The sequence below is a fragment of the Methanosarcina sp. 2.H.A.1B.4 genome, assembly GCF_000979385.1.
Taxonomy (GTDB): domain Archaea; phylum Halobacteriota; class Methanosarcinia; order Methanosarcinales; family Methanosarcinaceae; genus Methanosarcina.
Genome location: NZ_JJOV01000071.1, coordinates 15,347 through 36,654 on the forward strand (window position 1 = coordinate 15,347; position 21,308 = coordinate 36,654).

Below are 21,308 nucleotides of genomic sequence, written 5' to 3' on the forward strand. Positions count from 1 at the left end.
GAGTCCAGTAACCTTTTCCCAGAAGTCAGTCTTCTTGTTCGTGTTTGTATAGGAACCCCTAGGTATTTCATAAGAATCAGTTGTGTTTTGTTGAGGCTCTTCTCTTCCAATTAGTTCCCGGTTTTCAGGTCAATACATTTATAATAAAAAACCTCCGAGTATTCTTCCATGATAGATCCTGTTAACAATTTCAAGATCCCTGAAGAATGGATTGCCCGTACCGGGCTGCCCAGGGAAGAGCTTGAAAAAAACGTGGCGTCCGGGATGATCGTGGTCCTGAGTGACGGGTCCGTACTCAAGAGAGGATATACCACAGGAACCACAGCCAGTGCCGCTGCAAAAGCCGCTGTGCTTTCCCTTAAAAAAACAGTTGACAGCGTATCCGTTCCCACCCCGGTAGGACTGAGAGCCTACCTTGAAGTCAGCGAATCCTCTCCAGGGCGTGCAGTTGTAAAGAAGATCCTTAACGACCACGAATCCGATATTACCCGGGGGCTTGAATTTGTTGGCGAAGCCAGGGAGGCAGATGGGATCAGCATCTTCGGCGGAAAGGGCATAGGGGTTGTAAGAAGGGACGGGCTCCAGGTCTCGAAGGGCAACCCGGCCATCAACCCAAAACCCATGGAACAGATCAGGGCTGCAGTGCAGGAAGCTGTAGAGGAACTGGGTTTACAGGGAGCTGAGGTCACGATTTCGATCCCTGAAGGGGAAAGGATAGGAAAAGAGACTCTGAACAGCAGGATAGGAGTCGAAGGCGGGATTTCTGTCCTCGGGAGCACAGGTTTTGTTGAGCCCTGGAACGACCATCTGGGAGAGATGAAAGGAGACCTTATCCGCTGCACGGATAGAGTGGTTCTGACTACGGGCCGAATAGGAATGCGTTATTCTCATATGCTCTTCCCTGAATACACCGTTGTTATGGTCGGGAGCAGGATTTCGGAAGGGCTTGATAACGCTTCAGGCGATGTCATAATCTGCGGGCTTCCGGGTCTTGTCCTGAAATGGGGAAACCCTGAGATGCTTGAGAACAGCGGATATGCAACCGTTGTTGAGATGCTTGAAAAGGCTCCGGAACACGAGCGCCTGAAAGAAGCCTTTGAAATGGCAGTCGAAAAAGGAAAGGGCGCAAGAATCGTTGTAATTGACAGGGACGGGTCTGTCCTGATGGACAGCAAGAGCGAGAAACAAAAGTGAGAATTAAACTCAAAAAACTTGAACCGGACAAAGGGGAAGAAAAACTATGATTGTGGTAGGAGTCGGGGTCGGACCCGGCATGCTCACGGAAGAAGGGATAAGGGCGATAAGAAAGGCATCAGTGGTTTACGGTGCAAAAAGAGCCCTTGAGCTCGCACAGGAACATATTACCTGCGAAGCAAAAACGATTAAAGACTATAAGTCGCTCCATCTCCTGCCCGCAGATGCCGTTGTCCTATCAACAGGAGACCCCATGTTTTCCGGGCTCGGGAAATTTGCAGGGAAAAATGATACCATAATTCCCGGAATTTCTTCAATGCAGGCAGCCTGTGCCCGTACAAAGGTAAACCTGACGAACCTCTGTGCAATAACAGCCCACGGCAGGGACTTTGAACCTGCAAAAGCCGAACTGATCCAGGAATTGAAGAACGGAAGAAACATTTTCCTGCTGCCGGAAGAGACATTCGGCTCCTGCGAGGTTGCAGAAATCCTTAAAGAACTTGGAATTAACGCTGAACTTTATACCTGTGAAAACCTCGGCTACCCCGAAGAAAGGATCGCAAAAGGCACTCCTGATAATCCCCCAATTGCAGAAACAATTCTCTACGGGCTGCTTATCGTGCAGAAAAGATGAAAAACGGGGAAAGAGAGTGGAAAAAAAGAGAGTGGAAAAAGAAAAGAAGGAGAACAGGGAGAAATCCCGGTTCAGCCGGTCCTAAAATTTTCACAGATGCCCGGTTTATTCCGTAGACGTCGGGTTTATTCCGTAGAGGTTGGGTTTATTCAGTAGATGTTAGGTTCAGACCCCGAGAAAGCTAAAGACAGCGTAAAAGATTAAATCCCCGAAAACGACTGCGGTTATAAAGCCTGCTGTAATTGAGAGCATAAAAGGCAGGCCCGGGGTAACCCAGACTTCCTTTTCAATAAGCCCTTTTTTTACGTATTCCCCAAGTTCGGGCTTCAGGTTCGCATCAAAGTCGAGCCCTGTCCGCGCAAACTTCCTGATGACGATTCCGTTTTCATCAAGCTCGAACTTTTCAAGCAAGGCCAGATGTTCCTTCCTTTTCAGAGAGGATACCTCAGTCCTGTACCCGATAAACATGTATAAGGGCTTTTTAAGCATTTCAGGCGAGAAATGCAGGGCATTGTAGCAGAACATCCCGAGAGGCACGAGCGTCGTTACCAGGAGAGCATTTTCCAGCACCGTGAAGGCAAAGAGCCCTACAGGAGGCAGCCCTAGCAAAGGATAAAGCTCTTCCGATAACAGGAAAACCGGATAGAGCGGAAATAAGATGGAAAGCACTATCAGCCCCTTTGCATCCCCGCCCCCGAAGGCTCCAAGCTGGAAAAGGATGTAAATCGAAACGAAAACAATAACTCCGGAAAAAATTAGAGATTTAAGGTAGGGAATCCCTCCAGTATAAACGTCATAGATTACAAATACCGAACCCGATGCAAGCATGTACTTCCATAACCTGTTTGAGACTCTGCGCTCCTTCAAGTCTGTATAGCATGCGTAGAGCAAAAACGGCATGGTGAAGAGGATTTTCAGGATTTCGATCATACAAACCAATCAATTAAATTATTTCTATAGTTATTTACATTATTACTCCATTACTTCATTACTTTATCGCCTGATTGAAGATTCCCGGACAGATCTTCGACAGATCATCAACAGATCACCAACAGATCACCAACAGATCATCAAAAGTTCCACCCGTAGACTGAAAAACCCCTGCAAGTGGGTCTTCATCCTTCAAAACCCTCAAAAAGTACAAAAAATAAAGGCCCCTGAGGCAAAAATATAAAAAGTAATTACATAACAGGTCCGGTCAAGCCCAAAATCAGCTCGCAAGCGATAAGCTTATACATAAGAAGTTCTATTTTATGGTTGCTTAACTCTTATTAATTTTCAAATGCAATCCATGGGCTCGTGGTCTAGCCGGTTATGACGTCGCCTTCACACGGCGGAGGTCCTGAGTTCGAATCTCAGCGGGCCCACTTCTCTTTTTTTACGGATTCTAAGAGCGTATTGAGCTTCTTTTCTAATGCTTCAACTCTTGCTTCAAGGTAAGATTTTACTTTCTGGTTGTGTAACTTTAAGTTCACAATTAAGCTCTTTATCCAAAGAGATCCGAATAAGAAAAAGAGTAGAGTTTTGCGAGGTAGAGCCCTCTCAAATTCTACTCAAAATTGATAGCATATACCCCAATTACTCACTCTAGATTCAATTATTTTTGTTATAGACGTGTACTAACATGTCTGAATAATTCTAGCGTGAGAAATTGGAGCCTACTTTAACTTTTTTAGAGCAAAAAATAGCTGAAATAAGGCCAAAACCTGCCTTTCCGCAGATCTCCACTCAAAAGTAGTATTTTTCACAATTTTTCCCCATCAACCTTATTATCTTGGCCTTAACTTCATTCATGTTGGCAATTTGAGTTACTACTTTAGAATCAATTTCCACTTTTACTTCTGTAATCCCCCTCATTAGGATAAAAGCCCACTTCAAAGTGGGCTTTTGAGTTTGTTTTTTAACCTGGTCAAGTATTGTTTCCCCTGTTTCTTTTAACCTTTCTCTTAATTTCCATTCCGCTACCGAGTAAATCATTAGGGTTAATACCATTACCATTGATAGAGCTTCAATTCTTTGAGGTTTTTTCAAATAAACATCTGAAACCCTGAAACTTTTATCCTTTATGAACCTGAACCCTTTTTCAACCTTACTTTGATTCTTGTAGTAATCCAGCATTTTTTCAGCATCAAGATTAAGATCATTGCTTGCAATTATAAACCTTCCTTGATGCTCTTTTTCATTCAGTGTAATTTCTTCATTCCTAACTGCTTCTGCATTAATAACATAGTGGACTATAAGCTTTTCATCCTTCTTCGGTCTTCCTCTCTTGCCGTTTTCCCTTGTTGAAACTGTTGAAATCTCTACGTTTTCAAGTAAACAGTAAGGATTCTCTTTCATCCATCTTTCCAGAGCTGCTCTGGCATCATCTTCACAGGCAAACTCTATCCTTTTTAGATCTTTGAGTTCTTTTTGAGCTTCTTTGACAATCCTTTTGATTTTCTTTTCAAAAGTAACATCTTTTCTTTTCTGCATCTCAGATGAATGGACAATTACCCATTTTTGCTCGATACCACCATATCCAACAATGGTTTCATAAAATGAATATCGAGTGTCTTCTCCTTGTTTAAACTCAAGATCAGAAATCAACAAATCTCTTGAAAGCTTTAGTGTTGAAGGAACACGAGTAATCCACTTCATACCTTTTCTCATTGATTTGATGTTATTGTCAGAATAGAGAGCACTGTCAGCTATGTAATAAACATCATCAGGGAAAGTTATGTTTTCTTGAAGCTTTTTCATTGCCTCAATTATGGTTTCTTTATCTGATGCATTACCAGAGTAAGCTTTTGCAAATAATGGGATTCCATATTGATTTGTTATAATCCCAAGTCCAAAACGTTGAAGGTCATCTCTACCGTCTTTTGCATGACCATATGTGATTTCGATGGCAGAACTGCCATCTATATGGTTGTAATCTCCATAAACGCTAAAATTGGTAGTGTCACATTGAAGAAGTTGAGTCCTGATGTTCACGATTCCCATCATTTTCAAGGCAAGTTTCATGAAAAGTTGAGTCGAATCTGCTTCATAGATTTCATCAAGAGTTCGACCTAAAACATCATCAGTAAGGTCACATGCACTGATCCCGGAACCAAGGAGTCTTTCAACAGGAAGAGTTTCAAAATACTGAGAGTACATGTAAAGACGACTGTCTACGAAACCAAGACAGTTGAGGATCATTGCTTTTACTACAATAGAATGAGATAATTTGTGCTGCCCAATTTTGGGCAGCACTTCATCGATCACTTTTCCAATTTCAAGTTCATCATAAATGCCAGAAACAATTCCATGATGATCAAGAGAACGTGTTGTAACAAACATAATGAAATCCGAAGCAGAATACGACATTTTTGATATTTATATATTAACGAGAAAAAAGAATAAATTTGTCAGACATCTGCGGAAGGTCAGCAAAACTAGTCCAAAGTTGAGAATTATAACACCGTTACTTCATAGAATCTGAGAACATCACTGACGAAATTCCTAAAAATTGACTAATTCCAATGAAACTCGAATCATAGCTCCGTAATTAGTATGCAAACCTGCGAAAGCTCGCAGACGTTGCCCATATAGAGCGGCGTCCACTAAATAGGAAGGAAGACTATTAAAATCTTTATTAAAGATTTATTTCACAACATTTAAATATGACTTTTGAAGCATAAGCTTGTGCTTGGAGTTGTGAGAAAAAATGGAATGTCAAAAATATCGTCCAGAAAGTGAAAAAGTTTGGTCAATAGTCTTCAAACATCCCACAAGACTAAATTCTAATGGTGAATTCGGCAGGTGGACAAGAAGGACACTCGATACCACAGACTCCAAAGTTGCAGATAGCTATGTTAATGAAATGAAAGAAATTCTTTCAAGCAAAGATTTATGGCTTAGTAAAAACAGGGATTTAGCAGTAAAAAAGTATAGCAAAGTAATTATTTCAGCGTTTTATGAATCGATTATACCCGAAAATCAAGATATTGCTAGCACACAATTGCGCGAAAATCTCTTGCCGTTGCCATCTGACTATGACGGCTATAAAAAGATATTATTCATGGGTACTACCGGTGCTGGAAAAACGACATTACTAAGGCACTTGATTGGAACTTCTGGAGATAAATTTCCTTTAACAACTACCGCCAAAGCAACAATTTCAGATTTGGAAGTTATTGTTTGTGAAGGTAATTACAGATGTGTCGTAACTTTTTTCCAAGAATCTATGGTTAGATTCTTCGTCGAAGACTGCATATATAATGCAATAATCAAAGCAGAGAATATTACTGATAAGCATAAAATAGCTGAAACTTTCTTTGAAAACAAAGAGCAAACGTTTAGGTTGAATCATATTATTGGGAAATTTATAACCAAAAAAGACGACAAACAAAAATCTCTTTTTGAAGAAGATGATGAAGATACTATTGAGGAACCGACAAATTGTGGTGTTAACAACAAAGTAATCAATAAGGTAGAATATTACATTGATAAAATTATTTTGATTGCAAACGAGTCCAAAACAAAGTATCTTTCGACTAATGCTGCTATCGATGATTTTGATGTTGAAACGTTCCAAAATTTGGTTTTAAAGAATTATAACTTCAAATCACTAGTAGATGAAGTGATGAATGACATAAAAAGTCGCTTTGAGTATATAAATTGTGGATTTTTATCTTGTAATAAAAGTGAGTGGCCTATATATTGGGAATATGAAAGTAAAGAAAAATCCACTTTTTTAGAGGTTTTGAAGGTATTCTCAAGCAATCACCATACCCTCTTTGGGAGGCTTCTTTCTCCTTTAGTAGATGGTATGAGGATACAGGGACCATTTTTTCCTGCATTTGTAGATGATTATTCTCCAAAGTTGGTTTTCATTGATGGACAAGGTCTAGGGCATATTGCTGAATCAACAGGTTCACAGCCAATTCCAAAGAAATTAGAGAATATGTTCAGTGAAGTAGATACTATTTTATTGGTAGACAATGCACAACAACCAATGCAAAGTGCTCCACTTGCTGCAATGAAGAGAGTAATTGTTTCAGGTTATGCAGATCAACTGATGATTGCTTTTACTCATTTCGATGCTGTTGTTGGAGATAACTTTGAAACAGAAAAAGACAAGAAATATCATGTGTATATGTCCGTAAAAAATGGACTTCACTCCTTCGAAAAAGAAATTGGAAAAACAATGGTAATGCGCTTGGAAGATGACTTAGCGAAAAGGTGCTTCTTTCTCAGTCAGTTAGATAAAATTGATGTGGATAATAAGGCTACAAAAAATCAATTAACTTCCCTATTAAAAAATCCGTGCTTGAAGGTTAAAGCTCCAAAAAATATTATTTCAAAGCCTATATATTCGTCTCAGAAGGTTGAGGAGATAATAAATAAATCTATTGAATATTTTCGTATGAGATGGGATTTGCGTCTAAATGGAGGCTTCACAAGAAGTTACTCTTATTCTTATGATATGTATCAAGCTAAAAGCGAGCATTGGAAAAGAATTTGGGCTCTTAATAGACGAATTGCTGAATTTGGCCTTGTTGAATATCAACATTTGAGACCCGTTAATGAATTAAAAACTTTGATCAGCGAGCAGATATCTGCTTTATTAGATGAACCCTTAGAATGGATTCCAAATGAACCAGTAGATGAAGCAAAGTCGAAGTTTACTGATTCAGTGAGGAGGATAATTTCTGGGCAACTGGGGAACTATATTGAGTATGAAATGATTGATGTGCCAAAAAGTGAATGGATACGAGCTTTTCAATATAAAGGGACCGGTTCAACAAAACTAAGGGCAAGTGAGATTGAGTCTATATATGACAGGATAGCTTGCTTAAAGAAAGGCAGTGATGATTGGAAATCTGTGATCCAAAAGATTGAAACTATGCTCGAAAGCTCAATCGTCTCTGTCCACGAATCAATGAAAGAGAATACGACTGAAAAATACAGATTACCCTCCAATTTTATTAATTTACCCTGAAAGCAATTACGTCAAGTAGGTTTCAACAGATTGCTAATGCACTCGACAGAAAAAAATAGATTACTAGCCTATCCCAAAACCAATTTTATTTCCACGTTAGTAAGAAGTTCATAACTGGTTTCATTCTCAAAGGAACGATTGATTATCCAAAATTAGAGATTAGGAGAAGAAACTTAGAGTTTTGGGATCAGCTCTACTAATATTCTCAATATTCAAGTCAAGACATTTTAAAGCCAGATCTCAAATTTCCAAAAGATTCTCTTGTACTCCTCTTTCACATGCTTTACCTTATTCAGAGAATGAGCGCTTCCCACAGTTGAGATTCTCTGCCCTGTATGAAGTCACCCAGACTCTGAGTGACCCCTTCTTTGATCATAACATTGAGATGCCACTTACGAATAGTTTTGCCAGAAACTCTTCCTATTTGCAGCTTCTTACTTATTGTCTTGTATTGATCTGGAGAATTGAATGACTTAATCTCAGGCAAGTATGCAGTCGGAAAAAAGACTTGGAACCTGCTTTCGGCAGGTAACTTGTTTTTTTCGTAATATTTTTACTGATAGCGTTTTTGCTGGAAAATACATTATTCCTGATACTAAACATTATTGCAAAAATGGCTCATTGTTTATATATGTCGTGAGATTTGGGTTATATGTTAACCAGTTCCAAACCTTACATGTATTTATATAATGTATGAAAAACGCCATCCTCAAAAATACTCAAAATCTAATGTCGACCTGCCGAATATAGGTTGGAAGGTTCGTTTGTTGCCACATGAAAACTCCGAAGATGGGGAGTGAGCAATTTCACCGTCAATTACAATATTGTTCTCGTCAAAATGTTGAAGTATCCTGTAAAGATGGATCAGTTGGTTTCCCTAACAGACCAACAGCTTGAAAACTATCTTTAAATTATCGGGGCAGGCATCATATGCCTTCTGTACCTTTTCATCGGGGTAATGTAAATCTCTGTCACACCTAAATTGGGATTTTGACAAAACGTCTCCACTTCTCAAGAGGATGTCCTGCTAAGATATTGATCTCTTTATCTTCACGGTAATTGAACAAGTTGCACAGGCCACGTGATTCCTTATCCTTAAGCTTAAGTGTTCTGAAGTCATTGGGCCTATACACATCATTGTCTTTGAAAAAACCCACCAATACATTGATGTAGGTTTGCTTGGTCGGTTTTAAGATGCCTCTGTGATGTAACCAGTTTTTAAAAGCAACCTCATTAGTGTTCCAAAAATGCTGAAGCCCCGTATACTGCATATGATAATTCTGTGTATAGCCGCCACTCATTACGTTTGCTGATACAATCACGTCACTAGTACCTGAGATTTTCACACGGCGGAGGTCCTGAGTTCGAATCTCAGCGGGCCCATCTGTTTCTTCTGATTTTTCGGATGGCGTTTTTCCTAATTCTTGAATCCTTTTTTCTAGTGAAGCTGTTGTTACATCTACGTGAAATCACCACTCACCTCATACATCCATTCAAAAAAAATAGTTAATGTAATGGTATATCAAAAAAGGTGGACCATGGTCAAGTTAACACTTCAAAAACTTGATCTACTGTGGATTATGTGGTTGTAAATGAGACGTACTTTTCACAACTTAGATCCCATCCGAAAAGCCAATCTTCATTAAATGAAGCAGAATACCAGGAGTGATAAGCCTTTTACCCTCAATTCGCACGTGAATGAGAGATTGAAGATTTGAGGACATAAAAAGTAAATAGATATCCTGCACATAATATCTACATAAAGGGGTAACAAAATGTTCTGCTACCAGTGTGAAGAAACAATGAATGGGGAAGGATGCACAAATAACGGCATGTGCGGTAAGAAAGGGGAAGTCGCAGACCTTCAGGACGATCTCATCTATGTGCTTAAGAGCATTGCATTCTACAACCAGAAAGCAAGAAAAGCAAAAATTTCTGAAAAGAGCACTGATGAATTTATGCTCGATGCACTGTTCTCAACCATAACGAATACAGATTTCAGAGCGAGCGGAATTCAGGACCGCATTGACAGAGGATTCAGAGTTCAGGATGAGATCAAGCAGAAACTTCTGGATAACAATTTGCTTGATGAGAACGATCTGCCCGAGATCGCAACTTTGGCCCCGGAAAACCTCAAGGACAGGAATACCGGCATACTTGCAACAGAGGACGAAGATATCCGATCATTGAGAGAACTGTTGATTTATGGGATCAAAGGAATTGCAGCATATGGACATCATGCTATAATGCTTGGAAATTCCAATAAGAAAGTCAATTCGTTTATAGAGGAAGGCCTTGTGGCAACCACGGATGACGGCCTAACTGATAAGGACCTCATCTCATTGGTACTAAGATGTGGGGAACATGGTTTTGATGTAATGGCAGCCCTTGACGTGGCAAATACCACTACATTTGGAAATCCGGAACCTACACAAGTCAATATCGGAACAAGAGGCAATCCCGGTATTCTCGTAAGCGGTCATGATCTAAAGGACCTGAAACAACTATTGGATCAGACTGAGGAAACCGGTGTAGATGTCTATACTCACGGTGAGATGCTGCCTGCAAATGCATATCCTGAATTTAAAAAGTACGAACATCTGGTAGGAAACTACGGAGGATCATGGTGGCAACAGAGGCAGGAATTCGAGAGCTTCAACGGACCAATATTACTTACAAGCAACTGTATAGTCCCTCCAAAAGAGACCTACATTGACAGGTTATACACTACAGGGTCCGCAGGTTATGGCGGTGTCACACACATCGTGGCTGAAGATGGTAAGAAAGACTTCTCGGCCCTCATAGAGCAGGCAAAGACCTGTGAATCTCCGGTACAATTAGAAGAAGGGACTGTCATAACCGGTTTTGCTTACAACTACGTACTGTCTAATGCAGACAAGATCGTTGATGCCATCAAAGCAGGCAAGATAAAGAAGTTCATTGTCATGGCAGGTTGTGACGGACGCCACAAGGACAGGCAGTACTACACAGATTTCGCAGAGGCGTTGCCCAGAGATACTGTCATACTTACCGCCGGATGTGCGAAATATCGCTACAATAAGCTTAACCTTGGGAACATTGATGGGATTCCAAGGGTACTGGATGCAGGACAGTGTAATGATTCTTTTTCACTGATCATCATTGCACAGGGACTTATGTCCAGGCTTGGATTTATAGACGTTAACGAAGCCCCGATCTCGTACAATATCGCATGGTACGAACAAAAGGCAGTCCTTGTGTTGCTTACCCTCCTGAGGCTTGGAATACAGGATATTACCCTTGGCCCGACACTTCCAGCCTTTGTCTCACCGAATGTCCTCAATGTACTGGTGGAGAAGTTCAATATAACACCGAGCAGCACCGTAGAAGAAGACATGGAGAGACTTTTAAAATAAACGAGTGTGTAAAAAAAATAGGTGACACCAAAATTGAATTAAATGGGTTGGAACTTAATTATTTTTTTGACATACATGCACAATATCAGTAGCGTTAGCCAGATTTTTATGATTATTTATAAATTCCGGTTAGATAGCTTAAACCTGCAATTATCAACAGGAAATCCAGAATTCCGGGAATGTAGTCCGACTCAGGAATATTAGACGCTCTTGAACTAGCCCGGATCTCCATTGCCTCAGGTTTCATTCTTTACCGTATTCGCCGATTTCAAGAGTACCCAGATAAGTCTTCGATTCAGCATACCTGAATGCTTTCAGTTCTTCTTTTTCGAATATGGCACGCTTCTCAAGAGCTTCTATGCATGGCCATTCCTCGACCCCGATAAAATCCCACTCTCCATTGGACCAGCGGCAGTCAATCGTCATCAGGAGTTTCATCCCGAGCTCGTCCATTTGCTTGCGGTCCTTACGCATAAATGCTTGCTTTTCCTCATCAGATAGATTATAATATTCTTCCTTGATTTTGGCAAAATACAGTCTGATAATAGGTTTTTTATCATCCATCTTATTAATTCCCCCACCTGATTTAAGCAGCATGAATGCTCATATAAATAACGCAGCGATAAAAGGAGTTAAACAATGTTACATGAAGGCTTCACCAGACAGCATCGAATGTTGGGGAGAGTTGCAGCCTTTGCCGTGTTCTTCCTCCTGATAGCATACGCTGTTACGCTGGTTCTTGGATTTCTCTCACTCAAATCCTCCCGGGACCCTATCGGGGATCCTTTCTTCTCGATATTAGAGCTGCTTATCGTTGTGATAGCGCCGTTGATGATCATTGTCATGATTGCAGTTCATGCTTATGCCTCTCCCGAAACCAGAGTGTATAGTCTTACGGCACTTGTATTTATGGCCCTTATGGCGAGTATTACCTGTACTGTTCACTTCGTTATCCTTACTGTCAGCCGTCAGATCGAGTCTGCGGGATTCCCGTGGGCTTCGCTATTCTTTTCCTTCAGGTGGCCATCCGTAGCTTATACAATGGACATACTCGCATGGGATTTTTTCTTTGCCCTCTCGATGCTCTTTGCAGCACCTGTATTCAGGATAGGAAGGCTTGAGAAAACTATTCGGAGTCTTATGATTGTCAGTGGTGTACTGAGTCTTGCGGGGTTAATCGGTGTGCCACTTGCAAATATGAATGTCCGAAATATCGGGATCGTGGGCTACGCTGGGGTCTCTATGGTTGTGTTTCTACTGCTGGGGATAGTTTTCGGGCGTACCCAACAGGTACCTGAAGAGACCAGGCCTGATTGAGAGACATTATAAACTTCCTTTTCTAATATTTTGATTTTTTTCTGGATCTTCGCTGTTTTTTGCACCCATTGTGTTTACTTTAAATATTATTCGTCTAATACGAAAACTATAAATATAACACGTATAAAATATTCAGATAGGCATATAGCATATTATACTAAGACAAAAGAGAACTCGTAAGAATCAAAGTGAACCAAATAAACTTTATTGATAGAGATGTGGGAGACCCATATCTTTTTATTTATCCGGTTTGTGGGGAAGGGGACCGGAGATTGTGTGTAAAGGTACCGGTCATGTGAGGAATGCTAGGAGGTATTAAAGAAATGATAGAAGACATATCCTTTTTTGGATACTTTATCTTCTTTTTTATATTTGGGAGGGTAATACTTCAAATTGTGCGAGGGGTTATTCGGGTATTTTTGAAGAAAAAAGGAACCCCCATCGAAGATGAATACCACAGATTGTACGAAGAAAGTATGGAATGGATGTATAAATCAGAGCTCAAAACTTCCAAATAATCCGGGAAAAAAGGAGGTACAGAAAAGAATACCTCTTAAATTATCCCTTTGATTCGTTTTTCGAAATTGTGATATGTTGAGCTCCGGAACTCACTGGAAATATCATAACTGATATTACATGCAGGTGAGGACGGATTCTCAAATACTTCTGATTTTCATTTAACCGAAGTTATGATTAACCGAAGTTATGATTAATCGAAGTTAGGATTAACCTCAAGACGCTGCTTGAAGACGTAGAAATTGAAATGATTAATAGATACATGGAATAGATACGTGAAATAGATACGTGAAATAGATACGTGGAATAGATACAGGGAGCTAAAAAATGAGTGAAAAACCGTCAAACAAACCATCACAATCTATTTTGTGGCCGATTAATCACTGGAGGATTATCATTATTCTCGAATCGGTTAACGAAGTGCTCCATAGAAATGTGATGGCGAGGGGAATACCCACAAATGTAGGTATCGCGAATGCGGGAAAAAAGTGTATAGTGATTTTAGGGCATAAAGAGATACAGGATCACAAAATAGAATTGCTCGCAGATGATACGGTTTATACTTGTGTGGCCGATTCGAAAGGGAGATTATCATCTATAGGGCCTAAGAACGTGGGAAAGGATGTCACTGTTCTCTTGCATTTGGAATTACATGAAAAAGATAAAAAGGGCACGGAGCAGGAAGAGAAGTTGAAGAAGCTTAAAGAGGATCTGGCTGAAAAACAAGAACAGCTTAACCGGCTGGCAAAGCAGATTAAAGAATTAGAAAGGGGAGAATGATAAAACCCAAAAACGATGATCGAAAGTAAGATATACCGATCTGTCATTAATATATATGGTAATTGGAGTGTATGGACTGGGAAAAGTTCGAGCAAGAATTGGTCCGGTCATACTCAACCTTTTGATTATTTTATTTTTTGTACTGCTGGGGTTGTTTACGGCTGAGTTGATTCTCAAATGTTTGATAATTTATAGCCCTTTTTGAAAATTCTCGGCTTTTCTTTTATTTTCTTCTTTTTTTCTTATTTTCCCTTCTTTTTTTCGTTCTTATTTTGCTATTTTTAGTCATATCTTTTAATCTGGCTTAATCTCAATTCCTACATTCAACTTTCTCAGGCATTCCTTTGTTTCTGTATTCAAAGAAAAAAGACAGTATAAAACATCTTAGTTAACGTCTGATATCAAATTGCGTGCAGTCATCCTGCAAAAAAAGTAATGAAAAAGCCTGCCAACTATAGCAGGCACATTTTCAATTATTCGAGAACACGTCCATTATTGGGTTTTAAAATGATGACCCCTTTCGCCATGATGACCGGAGCCATCTCAAGCATGGGCAGCTCTGCCAGTGCCTTGATGATATGCCACTGTCCCGGGTTCTGCTCCCAGCTCAATTGTGTCCATTTGACAGTGCCGCTGCCCGCCCATGCGCTGTGGACCTCGGCACCCTGTGGGTACAGTATGGGCTGGCTCAAATCCGCCCCGGGAGCGCCGACTTTTGGAATGTAGCGCCACCCAAGGGCGTTGATTGTGGCTGCAGAAGCCTGCATCTCCGATAACAGCTGCCCGTTTACAGGCTTTGCTCCGAGCAGCTCCAGGCGCAGGAATGTGTTTCCTTCGTAACTGGCACTGGTATAGTAGTTCGGCTGGATAGTGTGCAGGTCCTCGATGTCGGCATAGATTTTTGGGATGCCGGTCTCTTCTCTCCCTCCAAGGATCGGCCAGGTTTTGTTCTCCCAGACTACCAGAATAAACTGCCCTTCAAGCTGGTCACGCTTGCCGTTGAAACGGGCAGGTACACTGACCTGGACGAGGTTATACGCTCCTCCCGCCATCCAGTCGATCTCTCGAAACTGACTGTAGGAGATGTTCAATTCAGGTCGTAACAGCTCAAAACCTTCGGGCACATAGCTGGCCAGCTGTTTTTCATCCGTGGTATACGTAAAGGTTACAGAAACTGCATCCTTATAATACAGCGCTGCTTCAGGGCCAGGGCAGTCAAAACCACCAAAGTGGGCCGGCATTCTATAGCATTTGTTATCTTCAAATCGGAACATAATCAAACCCCCCAATATTCGGATTAATATGTGATATTAGATAATATATAGTATCGGGATAATATATATAATATCTATAATACATGCCACATAATATTCAGATGACGTTGAGAAAACATAATATAAGGAATAACGATATCGAAGGGGCGCATCAGAAAGAGTCAAAAAAGAAGTATCACAACAGGCTATAGAAAACCTGGAGCTATAGAAAACCTGGAATTTGTCTTTTTATTGGGAAGTGTTTGATGCAGCCTTATCCACTTCGCGTCAATGGGGGGAAAAGATGAGTACCATAAACGAAGAATATTCGAAAGATGCGGTTGTCGATTCGAAACTGGGAAAGAGGAAGGTCGATTCTGAGGGATCACCGGTCGCTGGCAGCAGGATGGATTTCTCAAAGGCCTATGCCGGAGTCCCCGGTTTGCTCCAGAAGGTCATCAACGAGAACGATACAGCAGCCTGGGCGGAGATAGTTGAAAAAATTGATTATATCTACGCCAATCTTGATTCTTCCCTGGGTGAGCTGGACCGGGAGACAGGGTTTGTCAGCCAGGTGCAGTCACAGATACGGTCCAGCAAGAAATTGTTATTCAAGCCCAACCTGGTTGGCCCGGTCGCCATTGACGCAGGGACACATGGCGAAGGCCTGGGTGCTCCCATCTGTACCGAATGGCCCCTTATAGCCGCTCTGATGAGGTGGTTCCACGACAGGCTTGACATACACTATTATCAGATGGCACTGGGGGAGGCTTCGACTTCCGCCCTGTTGATGACAATCTCTTTCAGGTTAACCTTCGGAAAGGACATCACCACAGAAGCCCTTTTTGAAGGGCGGAGTGAGGATTTCTACGGGGGATGGGGTTTTTTCTTTGTCCGCAGATACCTGTCAGAGCGCCATCCTTCCTTCCATGAAGACGACCCTATGAAAGGATATGAAGATAGCGTTGCCGGAAGGTTCTTCCCGCCAGGGAAAGCAGGAGACCGGCTGATGGTCTATGACCTGAACAAACTTGATGAAGACGCTTCAAGGGGCAGGACGGTCGAAGTTCCAGATGGAGTAAACTACAAAGAGATCACACTGCACAAGGCGATTGTCGGCGGGAACCCGGATGACAGTGAAGACCTTAAAGACTACCCCGGCTGCGTTCTAATTAATGTCCCCAAGCTAAAGATCCATGCTCAGGATCTTCTCACAAATGCTATCAAGAACCTTGGTATCGGCCTTTACCCCACGCAGGCTCCCTGCGAGACGGGAAGCGGTGATATGAAATGGAAATATGCGTGCCCGTCCAGAGCAGTACCATCTTACAAAGGTGAGCTACCGCATATGCCCTGGATCGTAAAGATGGATGACGATACCAACCTGCCTGTAAAAGATGAGAAAGGAGAATACATCACAACAAAAACTGGAGGAATGCCAGGGACCCAGGCGGACGTTATCAGGGCAGTGCAGAACCAGAACGTGTTCATGGTGCATGTTAGTGATGGAATAGATATGATTAATATCTCCCATAACCCGGATGGCAGAGCTGTCAGAATTCCTGAAGGTTACGTCTGGGCGTCTCTGGACTGTGTGGCTCTCGACCTCCTCTGCGCCAGATATTGTTTCAAAACGGTACCTATGTGTGAAGCATTGAAGCTCAAGGATGAGAACGGCTGGCCCACAGAGTTTGTCCACCACGTTCCCGTAGCAATAATTGACGGGAAAAATATCGCAACCAAGGAAGGTCTCGATTCACCTCTTTTCAGGTACAACCTGTACCGTTATGCTGAAGCGAGAGGTGTGGGGCAGCAGAAATACTATGTTGTCGGCTGGGACGCCCTGACAGAAACGCCACTGGCTTCCCTGGATGGGAACCTGGGCAGGATAGAGGACAGGAAATTCCTGGAGTTGATGACGAAAACGATGTATTATAACCCTTCATGCATGCTATGGGACATGCAGAAGACCCTCCTGAGCTATGCAGAAGCCCACGATAAGCTGACAGGCTCCTCATTTTTAAAAGAATTCATGGATGGCTACGATGAGAACAGTGACGGGATAATAGATTACGATGAAAACGGGAGGAAAGGAGTCTGGACCCCGGGTTTCAGAATACTGAGCCACTCCTTTGATATTATGCTAACAGAAGAGTACGGCCAGCTCAGAGGGACTTTTTATTCTATTGCCGATTTCGGCCTCAAGCCTTCCCGTAAAGACTGGAATCCTCAGGGACATGATTTCATGCAGGAGTATTCACTCGTAACGATAGCAACCCAGGCCTTTGACATGTCACGATCTGAAGAGGGGGGGAAAGATCCCTTCGTTCCGGGAATGAACTGGGGCAAAGGCATGTGGCCTAGCTGGCAGCTGGCTACCTATATCCAGCTCACTAACGGTATCTATGGTTCCCAGTCACCTGAGACTATCATCTTCCAATCTCTATACGGCGCAGCATTTCTGTACGCAGATAAAACTCGAAATGGAGGAGCCTATACCGGAAGCACGGATCAATTAACCAGCAATCCCGCTTCTATTAAAAACTACTTTAAGGCTGTCTCTGAGGGCGAAAACCCTCTCGACTTCACACTGTATGTCCCTGCAGGATACGGGAGCCTGGAAACACGCCGGATACCAAATGTAGAGGAGACAGAAGACCCAGGCAAGGTCTTCACTGCCCACTTTGGCAGTGGAGCGGAGGTATGGTAAGTCTGAGGTCGATTGACTCGTATATCCAGAAACAGGCCCTGACAGCCGCCCTGATTAACATGGTGGTAAATCCGCTCCTGGCGTTTCTCATCAACAGGAATGTGGACACCATTGTCTTATCCGGGATTCTGGTTGATACTATAATCACCTCAATCGTGATGACGTGGCTTGTGACAGTCTTCTCGGCAGCCGATATTAACCGCCAGCTTCGCGCCGGCCATTTCAAAGATGAAAACCTACCCCAGCCGGGGCCGATACTGTCAAGGCTGCCGAGGAGAGGGGCATTACTGGGCACGGTGCTGTTCATCTGTACGGTATTGATCATGGTGACTTTAACCGTCTCCATGTTCTCTCTATTCGGGATTGCAGAGCTTTCTGTGGACAGATTGGCACTGTTTAAGGTGATTTATACAGGGCCGATTGCCTATGTTGTAGCTGTACTGGCAATAATTCGCCAGCTATAACCCTACTGGACAATGCATAAGAGAAATTTGTATCCTAAAAAAATGAACAGAACTAATCAAAACAGAATCAACCAAAACAGAACCGTTGAAAAGGAAAAGGGGGAGTGAAATGGGAGTTGACGAGTATTTCAAGGACAAATATTGTCTGGTAACCGGTGCGAATTCCGGAATCGGTTATGCAGTAAGTGAAGCCCTGTTGGAGAAGGGAGCGATAGTCTTCATGGCTGGTCGGAATGCAGAAAGCCTGGCATCAGCGGCTGAAAATCTTGGCGCGTATGCAGGACAGATTCGTACTCTGCTTGTTGACGTGACAAAACAACCGGAAGTTGAAAAGGCTGTTCAGGACATGATCACCTTGGAAGGCAGAATTGACTTTTTATTTAATAATGCAGGGATCGGGGGTACGATGCCGACTGTCGACGCCACTCTTGAGCACTGGAAAGCTATTATTGATGTCAACCTCTGGAGTGTAATATACGGCATTAACGCCGTGCTGCCAGTTATGCGGCTTCAGGGCGGAGGTCACATAGTTAATACGGCTTCCATTGCAGGACTGGTACCGTTCCCATTCCAGGCACTCTATTGCGCCACCAAGTACGCCGTGGTCGGGATGAGTGAAAGTATGCGGTACGAATTTGCAGAAGAAGGCATTCATTTCTCGGTGACATGCCCCTCAGCTGTCGTTTCACGCATCTGGAAAAAGCCAATACTGGGTCCGGTCCATGAAGAGGTACAGGCTCCTGAAGATGCAATTCCAGCGGAAGAAGCCGCGCGGATAATCCTTGAGGGCGTTGCAAAGAAAAAGGGAATCATTGTGGTGCCCGAAGAGCCAAGCGGCTGGCTCTGGCATGAATATTGTAATTCCTCTGAAGCCGCAGAGGACTTCCTACTTAAAATGGCTCACGACCGGCGAATAGAAGGTCAAAAAAAGCAGAAGGTTTGAAGGAAAGAAACACTAAACCTGCTTGCTTTCGGAATCTTGAGGTTTAAAGCCACCTTCACACAGCGGAGGTCCTGAGTTCGAATCGCAGCGGGCCCACTTAAGTCTTCAACTTCCTTTTTTGATTTAGAGGTTTTATAGACTTCCTGTTCTAATACTTCGATTCTTGCTTCGAGGTCGGATTTTGCTTCCGGTTGTGAAACTTTAAGTTCTAAGTTAAGCTCTTCTTCAAGACAGTTAAACAGGATTCCCGTTACTTTAGTGGCGGAGGAATGTGTAATCTCTCTTGATTTTCGTCATCCGTAAACGTAATTATATCTCCGCGTCATATATTGTATCAGATAGCCTTGTCACTTCCAGAGTGGAGTAGGACACTGCATTAAGCAGACAACAGCTTAAGACAAGTCTACTATCCAATTTGGACAAGTTGTGTACAATATAGGTTTTGGCAACAAAGCTCGCTGAAAACAACCTTTGAAGCGTTGTACATAACCGGGCTGTGCTTCCTCCGTGAAGCTCAGGAGTGGTTCTCCCCAGGTCAGCCAGCCTTACGCATAGATGATCCGCGCAAACGCGGGGAATATGCAAGCCCGTTACTTCAGTGATGGGTAGTTGACGGGCAATTACATAGACAAGCATGCCTTTTCTCTTAAACTTGAAGAATACTCAGTAAAGGCTGAAGATAAATGAAGAAACTGATCAAAGTTATTAATTAAAACATTAAAAATAATTTTTGAAAATATACGTATTAGAGGTTGTAGCGAAGACCAAAAAATAATACATAAATGAGCCTTTATCATTTATTTTCCCGGCTTTTATACTTATCTGACTAATATAATACCACCAATATCTCAGAAATACTGTTTAACTAATATTAGTTCAATGAGATAACTATTTATAGAAAGTATTAGTACTTAAGATCAAAGTACAATCAAAAAGAACTTTACAGTGGGGAAAAACAGTAGGGGAAATATATGAAACAGAATGAGGCATATTTCAGGCAGTTTGACAGCGCAATATGTTATGATGGTACTGTAATTCGCGGGGGAAACAGCATTGAAGTTCGGATAATGAGAGGTCTGAGCTCGCTTGGATTTTTTCTGTACATGTTTTTAGCATCATTGCCAATAGCTTACGTGCTGATAAAAATATCCACAATGATCTTTGGAAAAATAATGTAAATATATGTTTCCAAGTAAAAAGGTATGACTCTTGAGACTACACTGGAGATTGGATTGCACAGCTCATTGATTCCAAATCACTTTTATCTGATCTCCAACTTAACATTCTTTTATGGCTTTTTTATCGAGCAGCCATTCATTGAATTTGTCCTTATGCTCAGCCCGGATATTGTTAAGAACATTATCGTTTTGTTCATTAACATTTGTTGGTTTGATTCCTTATTAGTGAACTACTCCTCCCTGTCGGCTTGAAAGCCGCTGAGGAAGGAGTCCTCCCGCCTTATTGAGAAAGAGAAAGATCTATCGAATTTGGCTCGTCAAACGTGGTGCTTGCGTCGCTTATGCCCCCGCCTTCATACGGCGGAGGTCCTGAGTTCGAATCGCAGCGGGCCCACTTAATTTTTCAACCTTTTTCTGATTTAGAGGTTTTATAGACTTCCTTTTCTAATGCTTCAACTCTTGCTTCGAGGTCAGATTTTACTTCTGGTTGTATAACCTTGAACAGGATTCAAGAGTTCATATTTCATTTACACTCCTAAAATTTAAATTCGAGATTTAGAGCTACGTAAGGGTGGTGAGCTCAAATACTTATAGACGAATAGTGCATTAATATTTTGAGAAAGTTGAGCCGGGACAAAAAAATTATTGTTGATATGGCACTTCAAATCAAATAGTCAATGACCCGCCATTAAAATGGCAAGCATGTGAATAACGGTTAAACCGTTTCCACGTTTGGCTGATTGACATGCAGCCTACTCAGGCAAGATATACCCGCTTGAGCAATGTTACGAGAGGCATTAAGGTCACTATGTATATCAAAACCACAAGCTCTACAATGGTAAGAACTACCTTTCCTGTTACTCTTACGGATATCTCCACATTTGGAGCATTTCTGAGAAGAGTATCTGGGATCAATGTAGATAACAGCCTTACCAAGAGCTTCTGCTTTGTATTCC

16 protein-coding genes, 1 tRNA gene and 1 pseudogene are annotated in these 21,308 nt (G+C 42.0%); 12 read left to right on the top strand and 6 right to left on the bottom strand.

Going from position 1 to position 21,308, the window contains the following annotated elements:
* Window positions 1-168: 168 nt before the first annotated feature.
* Window positions 169-1,194, top strand: coding sequence for a cobalt-precorrin-5B (C(1))-methyltransferase (locus tag EO92_RS10855; RefSeq protein ID WP_048171538.1), 1,026 nt, complete (start codon window positions 169-171; stop codon window positions 1,192-1,194).
* 46 nt (window positions 1,195-1,240) lie between these two features.
* Window positions 1,241-1,828 (top strand): cobalt-precorrin-7 (C(5))-methyltransferase, encoded by a 588-nt coding sequence (locus tag EO92_RS10860; RefSeq protein WP_048171540.1) that lies wholly within the window; start codon window positions 1,241-1,243, stop codon window positions 1,826-1,828.
* Between the two features lie 165 nt (window positions 1,829-1,993).
* Here EO92_RS10860 and EO92_RS10865 read toward each other — a convergent pair whose 3' ends face one another.
* Entirely contained in the window at window positions 1,994-2,758 is a 765-nt protein-coding gene (locus tag EO92_RS10865) for an A24 family peptidase C-terminal domain-containing protein (RefSeq protein WP_048171542.1), read from the bottom strand.
* A gap of 363 nt (window positions 2,759-3,121) precedes the next feature.
* On the opposite strand from EO92_RS10865, the gene EO92_RS10870 reads away from it, so the two are divergent.
* Window positions 3,122-3,195, top strand: a tRNA-Val gene (locus tag EO92_RS10870).
* Between the two features lie 361 nt (window positions 3,196-3,556).
* Here the strand turns inward: EO92_RS10870 and EO92_RS10875 are convergent.
* Window positions 3,557-5,152: an IS1634 family transposase gene (locus EO92_RS10875; protein WP_052734340.1), complete on the bottom strand. Its 1,596-nt coding sequence runs from the start codon at window positions 5,150-5,152 to the stop codon at window positions 3,557-3,559.
* 367 nt (window positions 5,153-5,519) lie between these two features.
* Between EO92_RS10875 and EO92_RS10880 the strand changes: the two genes are divergently transcribed.
* On the top strand, window positions 5,520-7,796 hold the full coding sequence (locus EO92_RS10880; protein WP_048171544.1) for a hypothetical protein: 2,277 nt from the start codon (window positions 5,520-5,522) through the stop codon (window positions 7,794-7,796).
* A gap of 292 nt (window positions 7,797-8,088) precedes the next feature.
* Here the strand turns inward: EO92_RS10880 and EO92_RS18985 are convergent.
* A pseudogene (locus EO92_RS18985) lies at window positions 8,089-8,301 on the bottom strand (integrase); the annotation flags it as partial.
* Window positions 8,302-9,571: 1,270 nt separating this feature from the next.
* On the opposite strand from EO92_RS18985, the gene hcp reads away from it, so the two are divergent.
* Complete coding sequence (hcp, locus tag EO92_RS10895) at window positions 9,572-11,191, top strand: hydroxylamine reductase (protein ID WP_048171551.1); 1,620 nt, start codon at window positions 9,572-9,574, stop codon at window positions 11,189-11,191.
* A gap of 243 nt (window positions 11,192-11,434) precedes the next feature.
* Here hcp and EO92_RS10900 read toward each other — a convergent pair whose 3' ends face one another.
* Window positions 11,435-11,755 carry a hypothetical protein gene (locus EO92_RS10900; RefSeq protein ID WP_048171553.1) on the bottom strand — a complete coding sequence of 107 codons (321 nt, stop codon included), beginning with the start codon at window positions 11,753-11,755 and terminating at the stop codon, window positions 11,435-11,437.
* Between the two features lie 108 nt (window positions 11,756-11,863).
* Here EO92_RS10900 and EO92_RS10905 point away from each other — a divergent pair, with 108 nt between their 5' ends.
* From EO92_RS10905 to EO92_RS10915, 3 genes are all read left to right on the top strand, one after another.
* Window positions 11,864-12,508 (top strand): hypothetical protein, encoded by a 645-nt coding sequence (locus EO92_RS10905; protein ID WP_235283300.1) that lies wholly within the window; start codon window positions 11,864-11,866, stop codon window positions 12,506-12,508.
* A gap of 323 nt (window positions 12,509-12,831) precedes the next feature.
* A complete protein-coding gene (locus EO92_RS10910) occupies window positions 12,832-13,026 on the top strand; it encodes a hypothetical protein (protein WP_156165793.1) in 195 nt (64 codons plus the stop codon).
* 325 nt (window positions 13,027-13,351) lie between these two features.
* On the top strand, window positions 13,352-13,804 hold the full coding sequence (locus EO92_RS10915; protein WP_048171559.1) for a hypothetical protein: 453 nt from the start codon (window positions 13,352-13,354) through the stop codon (window positions 13,802-13,804).
* Window positions 13,805-14,277: 473 nt separating this feature from the next.
* Here the strand turns inward: EO92_RS10915 and EO92_RS10920 are convergent, their stop codons facing one another.
* Entirely contained in the window at window positions 14,278-15,078 is an 801-nt protein-coding gene (locus EO92_RS10920) for an acetoacetate decarboxylase family protein (RefSeq protein WP_048171561.1), read from the bottom strand.
* Window positions 15,079-15,361: 283 nt separating this feature from the next.
* Between EO92_RS10920 and EO92_RS10925 the strand changes: the two genes are divergently transcribed.
* The 4 genes from EO92_RS10925 (at window position 15,362) to EO92_RS10945 (ending at window position 20,352) form a co-directional block, all read left to right on the top strand.
* Window positions 15,362-17,767: a DUF362 domain-containing protein gene (locus tag EO92_RS10925; RefSeq protein ID WP_200896769.1), complete on the top strand. Its 2,406-nt coding sequence runs from the start codon at window positions 15,362-15,364 to the stop codon at window positions 17,765-17,767.
* Window positions 17,761-18,231 (top strand): hypothetical protein, encoded by a 471-nt coding sequence (locus EO92_RS10930; RefSeq protein ID WP_048171564.1) that lies wholly within the window; start codon window positions 17,761-17,763, stop codon window positions 18,229-18,231. Before EO92_RS10925 ends, EO92_RS10930 begins: the two co-directional genes overlap by 7 nt.
* Window positions 18,232-18,340: 109 nt before the next feature.
* Window positions 18,341-19,174 (top strand): SDR family oxidoreductase, encoded by an 834-nt coding sequence (locus EO92_RS10935; protein WP_048171567.1) that lies wholly within the window; start codon window positions 18,341-18,343, stop codon window positions 19,172-19,174.
* 971 nt (window positions 19,175-20,145) lie between these two features.
* A complete protein-coding gene (locus EO92_RS10945) occupies window positions 20,146-20,352 on the top strand; it encodes a hypothetical protein (RefSeq protein WP_048132733.1) in 207 nt (68 codons plus the stop codon).
* Between the two features lie 715 nt (window positions 20,353-21,067).
* Here EO92_RS10945 and EO92_RS17200 read toward each other — a convergent pair.
* Window positions 21,068-21,274 carry a zinc ribbon domain-containing protein gene (locus EO92_RS17200; RefSeq protein WP_369793147.1) on the bottom strand — a complete coding sequence of 69 codons (207 nt, stop codon included), beginning with the start codon at window positions 21,272-21,274 and terminating at the stop codon, window positions 21,068-21,070.
* Window positions 21,275-21,308: the final 34 nt, after the last annotated feature.

What these genes read in the sequence shown, in the direction of transcription:
- EO92_RS10855 (WP_048171538.1), top strand. Translation starts at nt 169, where the DNA reads ATGATAGATCCTGTTAACAATTTCAAGATCCCTGAAGAATGGATTGCC.
- EO92_RS10860 (WP_048171540.1), top strand. Translation starts at nt 1,241, where the DNA reads ATGATTGTGGTAGGAGTCGGGGTCGGACCCGGCATGCTCACGGAAGAA.
- EO92_RS10865 (WP_048171542.1), bottom strand. Translation starts at nt 2,758, where the DNA reads ATGATCGAAATCCTGAAAATCCTCTTCACCATGCCGTTTTTGCTCTAC.
- EO92_RS10875 (WP_052734340.1), bottom strand. Translation starts at nt 5,152, where the DNA reads ATGTTTGTTACAACACGTTCTCTTGATCATCATGGAATTGTTTCTGGC.
- EO92_RS10880 (WP_048171544.1), top strand. Translation starts at nt 5,520, where the DNA reads ATGGAATGTCAAAAATATCGTCCAGAAAGTGAAAAAGTTTGGTCAATA.
- hcp (WP_048171551.1), top strand. Translation starts at nt 9,572, where the DNA reads ATGTTCTGCTACCAGTGTGAAGAAACAATGAATGGGGAAGGATGCACA.
- EO92_RS10900 (WP_048171553.1), bottom strand. Translation starts at nt 11,755, where the DNA reads ATGGATGATAAAAAACCTATTATCAGACTGTATTTTGCCAAAATCAAG.
- EO92_RS10905 (WP_235283300.1), top strand. Translation starts at nt 11,864, where the DNA reads ATGTTGGGGAGAGTTGCAGCCTTTGCCGTGTTCTTCCTCCTGATAGCA.
- EO92_RS10910 (WP_156165793.1), top strand. Translation starts at nt 12,832, where the DNA reads ATGATAGAAGACATATCCTTTTTTGGATACTTTATCTTCTTTTTTATA.
- EO92_RS10915 (WP_048171559.1), top strand. Translation starts at nt 13,352, where the DNA reads ATGAGTGAAAAACCGTCAAACAAACCATCACAATCTATTTTGTGGCCG.
- EO92_RS10920 (WP_048171561.1), bottom strand. Translation starts at nt 15,078, where the DNA reads ATGTTCCGATTTGAAGATAACAAATGCTATAGAATGCCGGCCCACTTT.
- EO92_RS10925 (WP_200896769.1), top strand. Translation starts at nt 15,362, where the DNA reads ATGAGTACCATAAACGAAGAATATTCGAAAGATGCGGTTGTCGATTCG.
- EO92_RS10930 (WP_048171564.1), top strand. Translation starts at nt 17,761, where the DNA reads ATGGTAAGTCTGAGGTCGATTGACTCGTATATCCAGAAACAGGCCCTG.
- EO92_RS10935 (WP_048171567.1), top strand. Translation starts at nt 18,341, where the DNA reads ATGGGAGTTGACGAGTATTTCAAGGACAAATATTGTCTGGTAACCGGT.
- EO92_RS10945 (WP_048132733.1), top strand. Translation starts at nt 20,146, where the DNA reads ATGAAACAGAATGAGGCATATTTCAGGCAGTTTGACAGCGCAATATGT.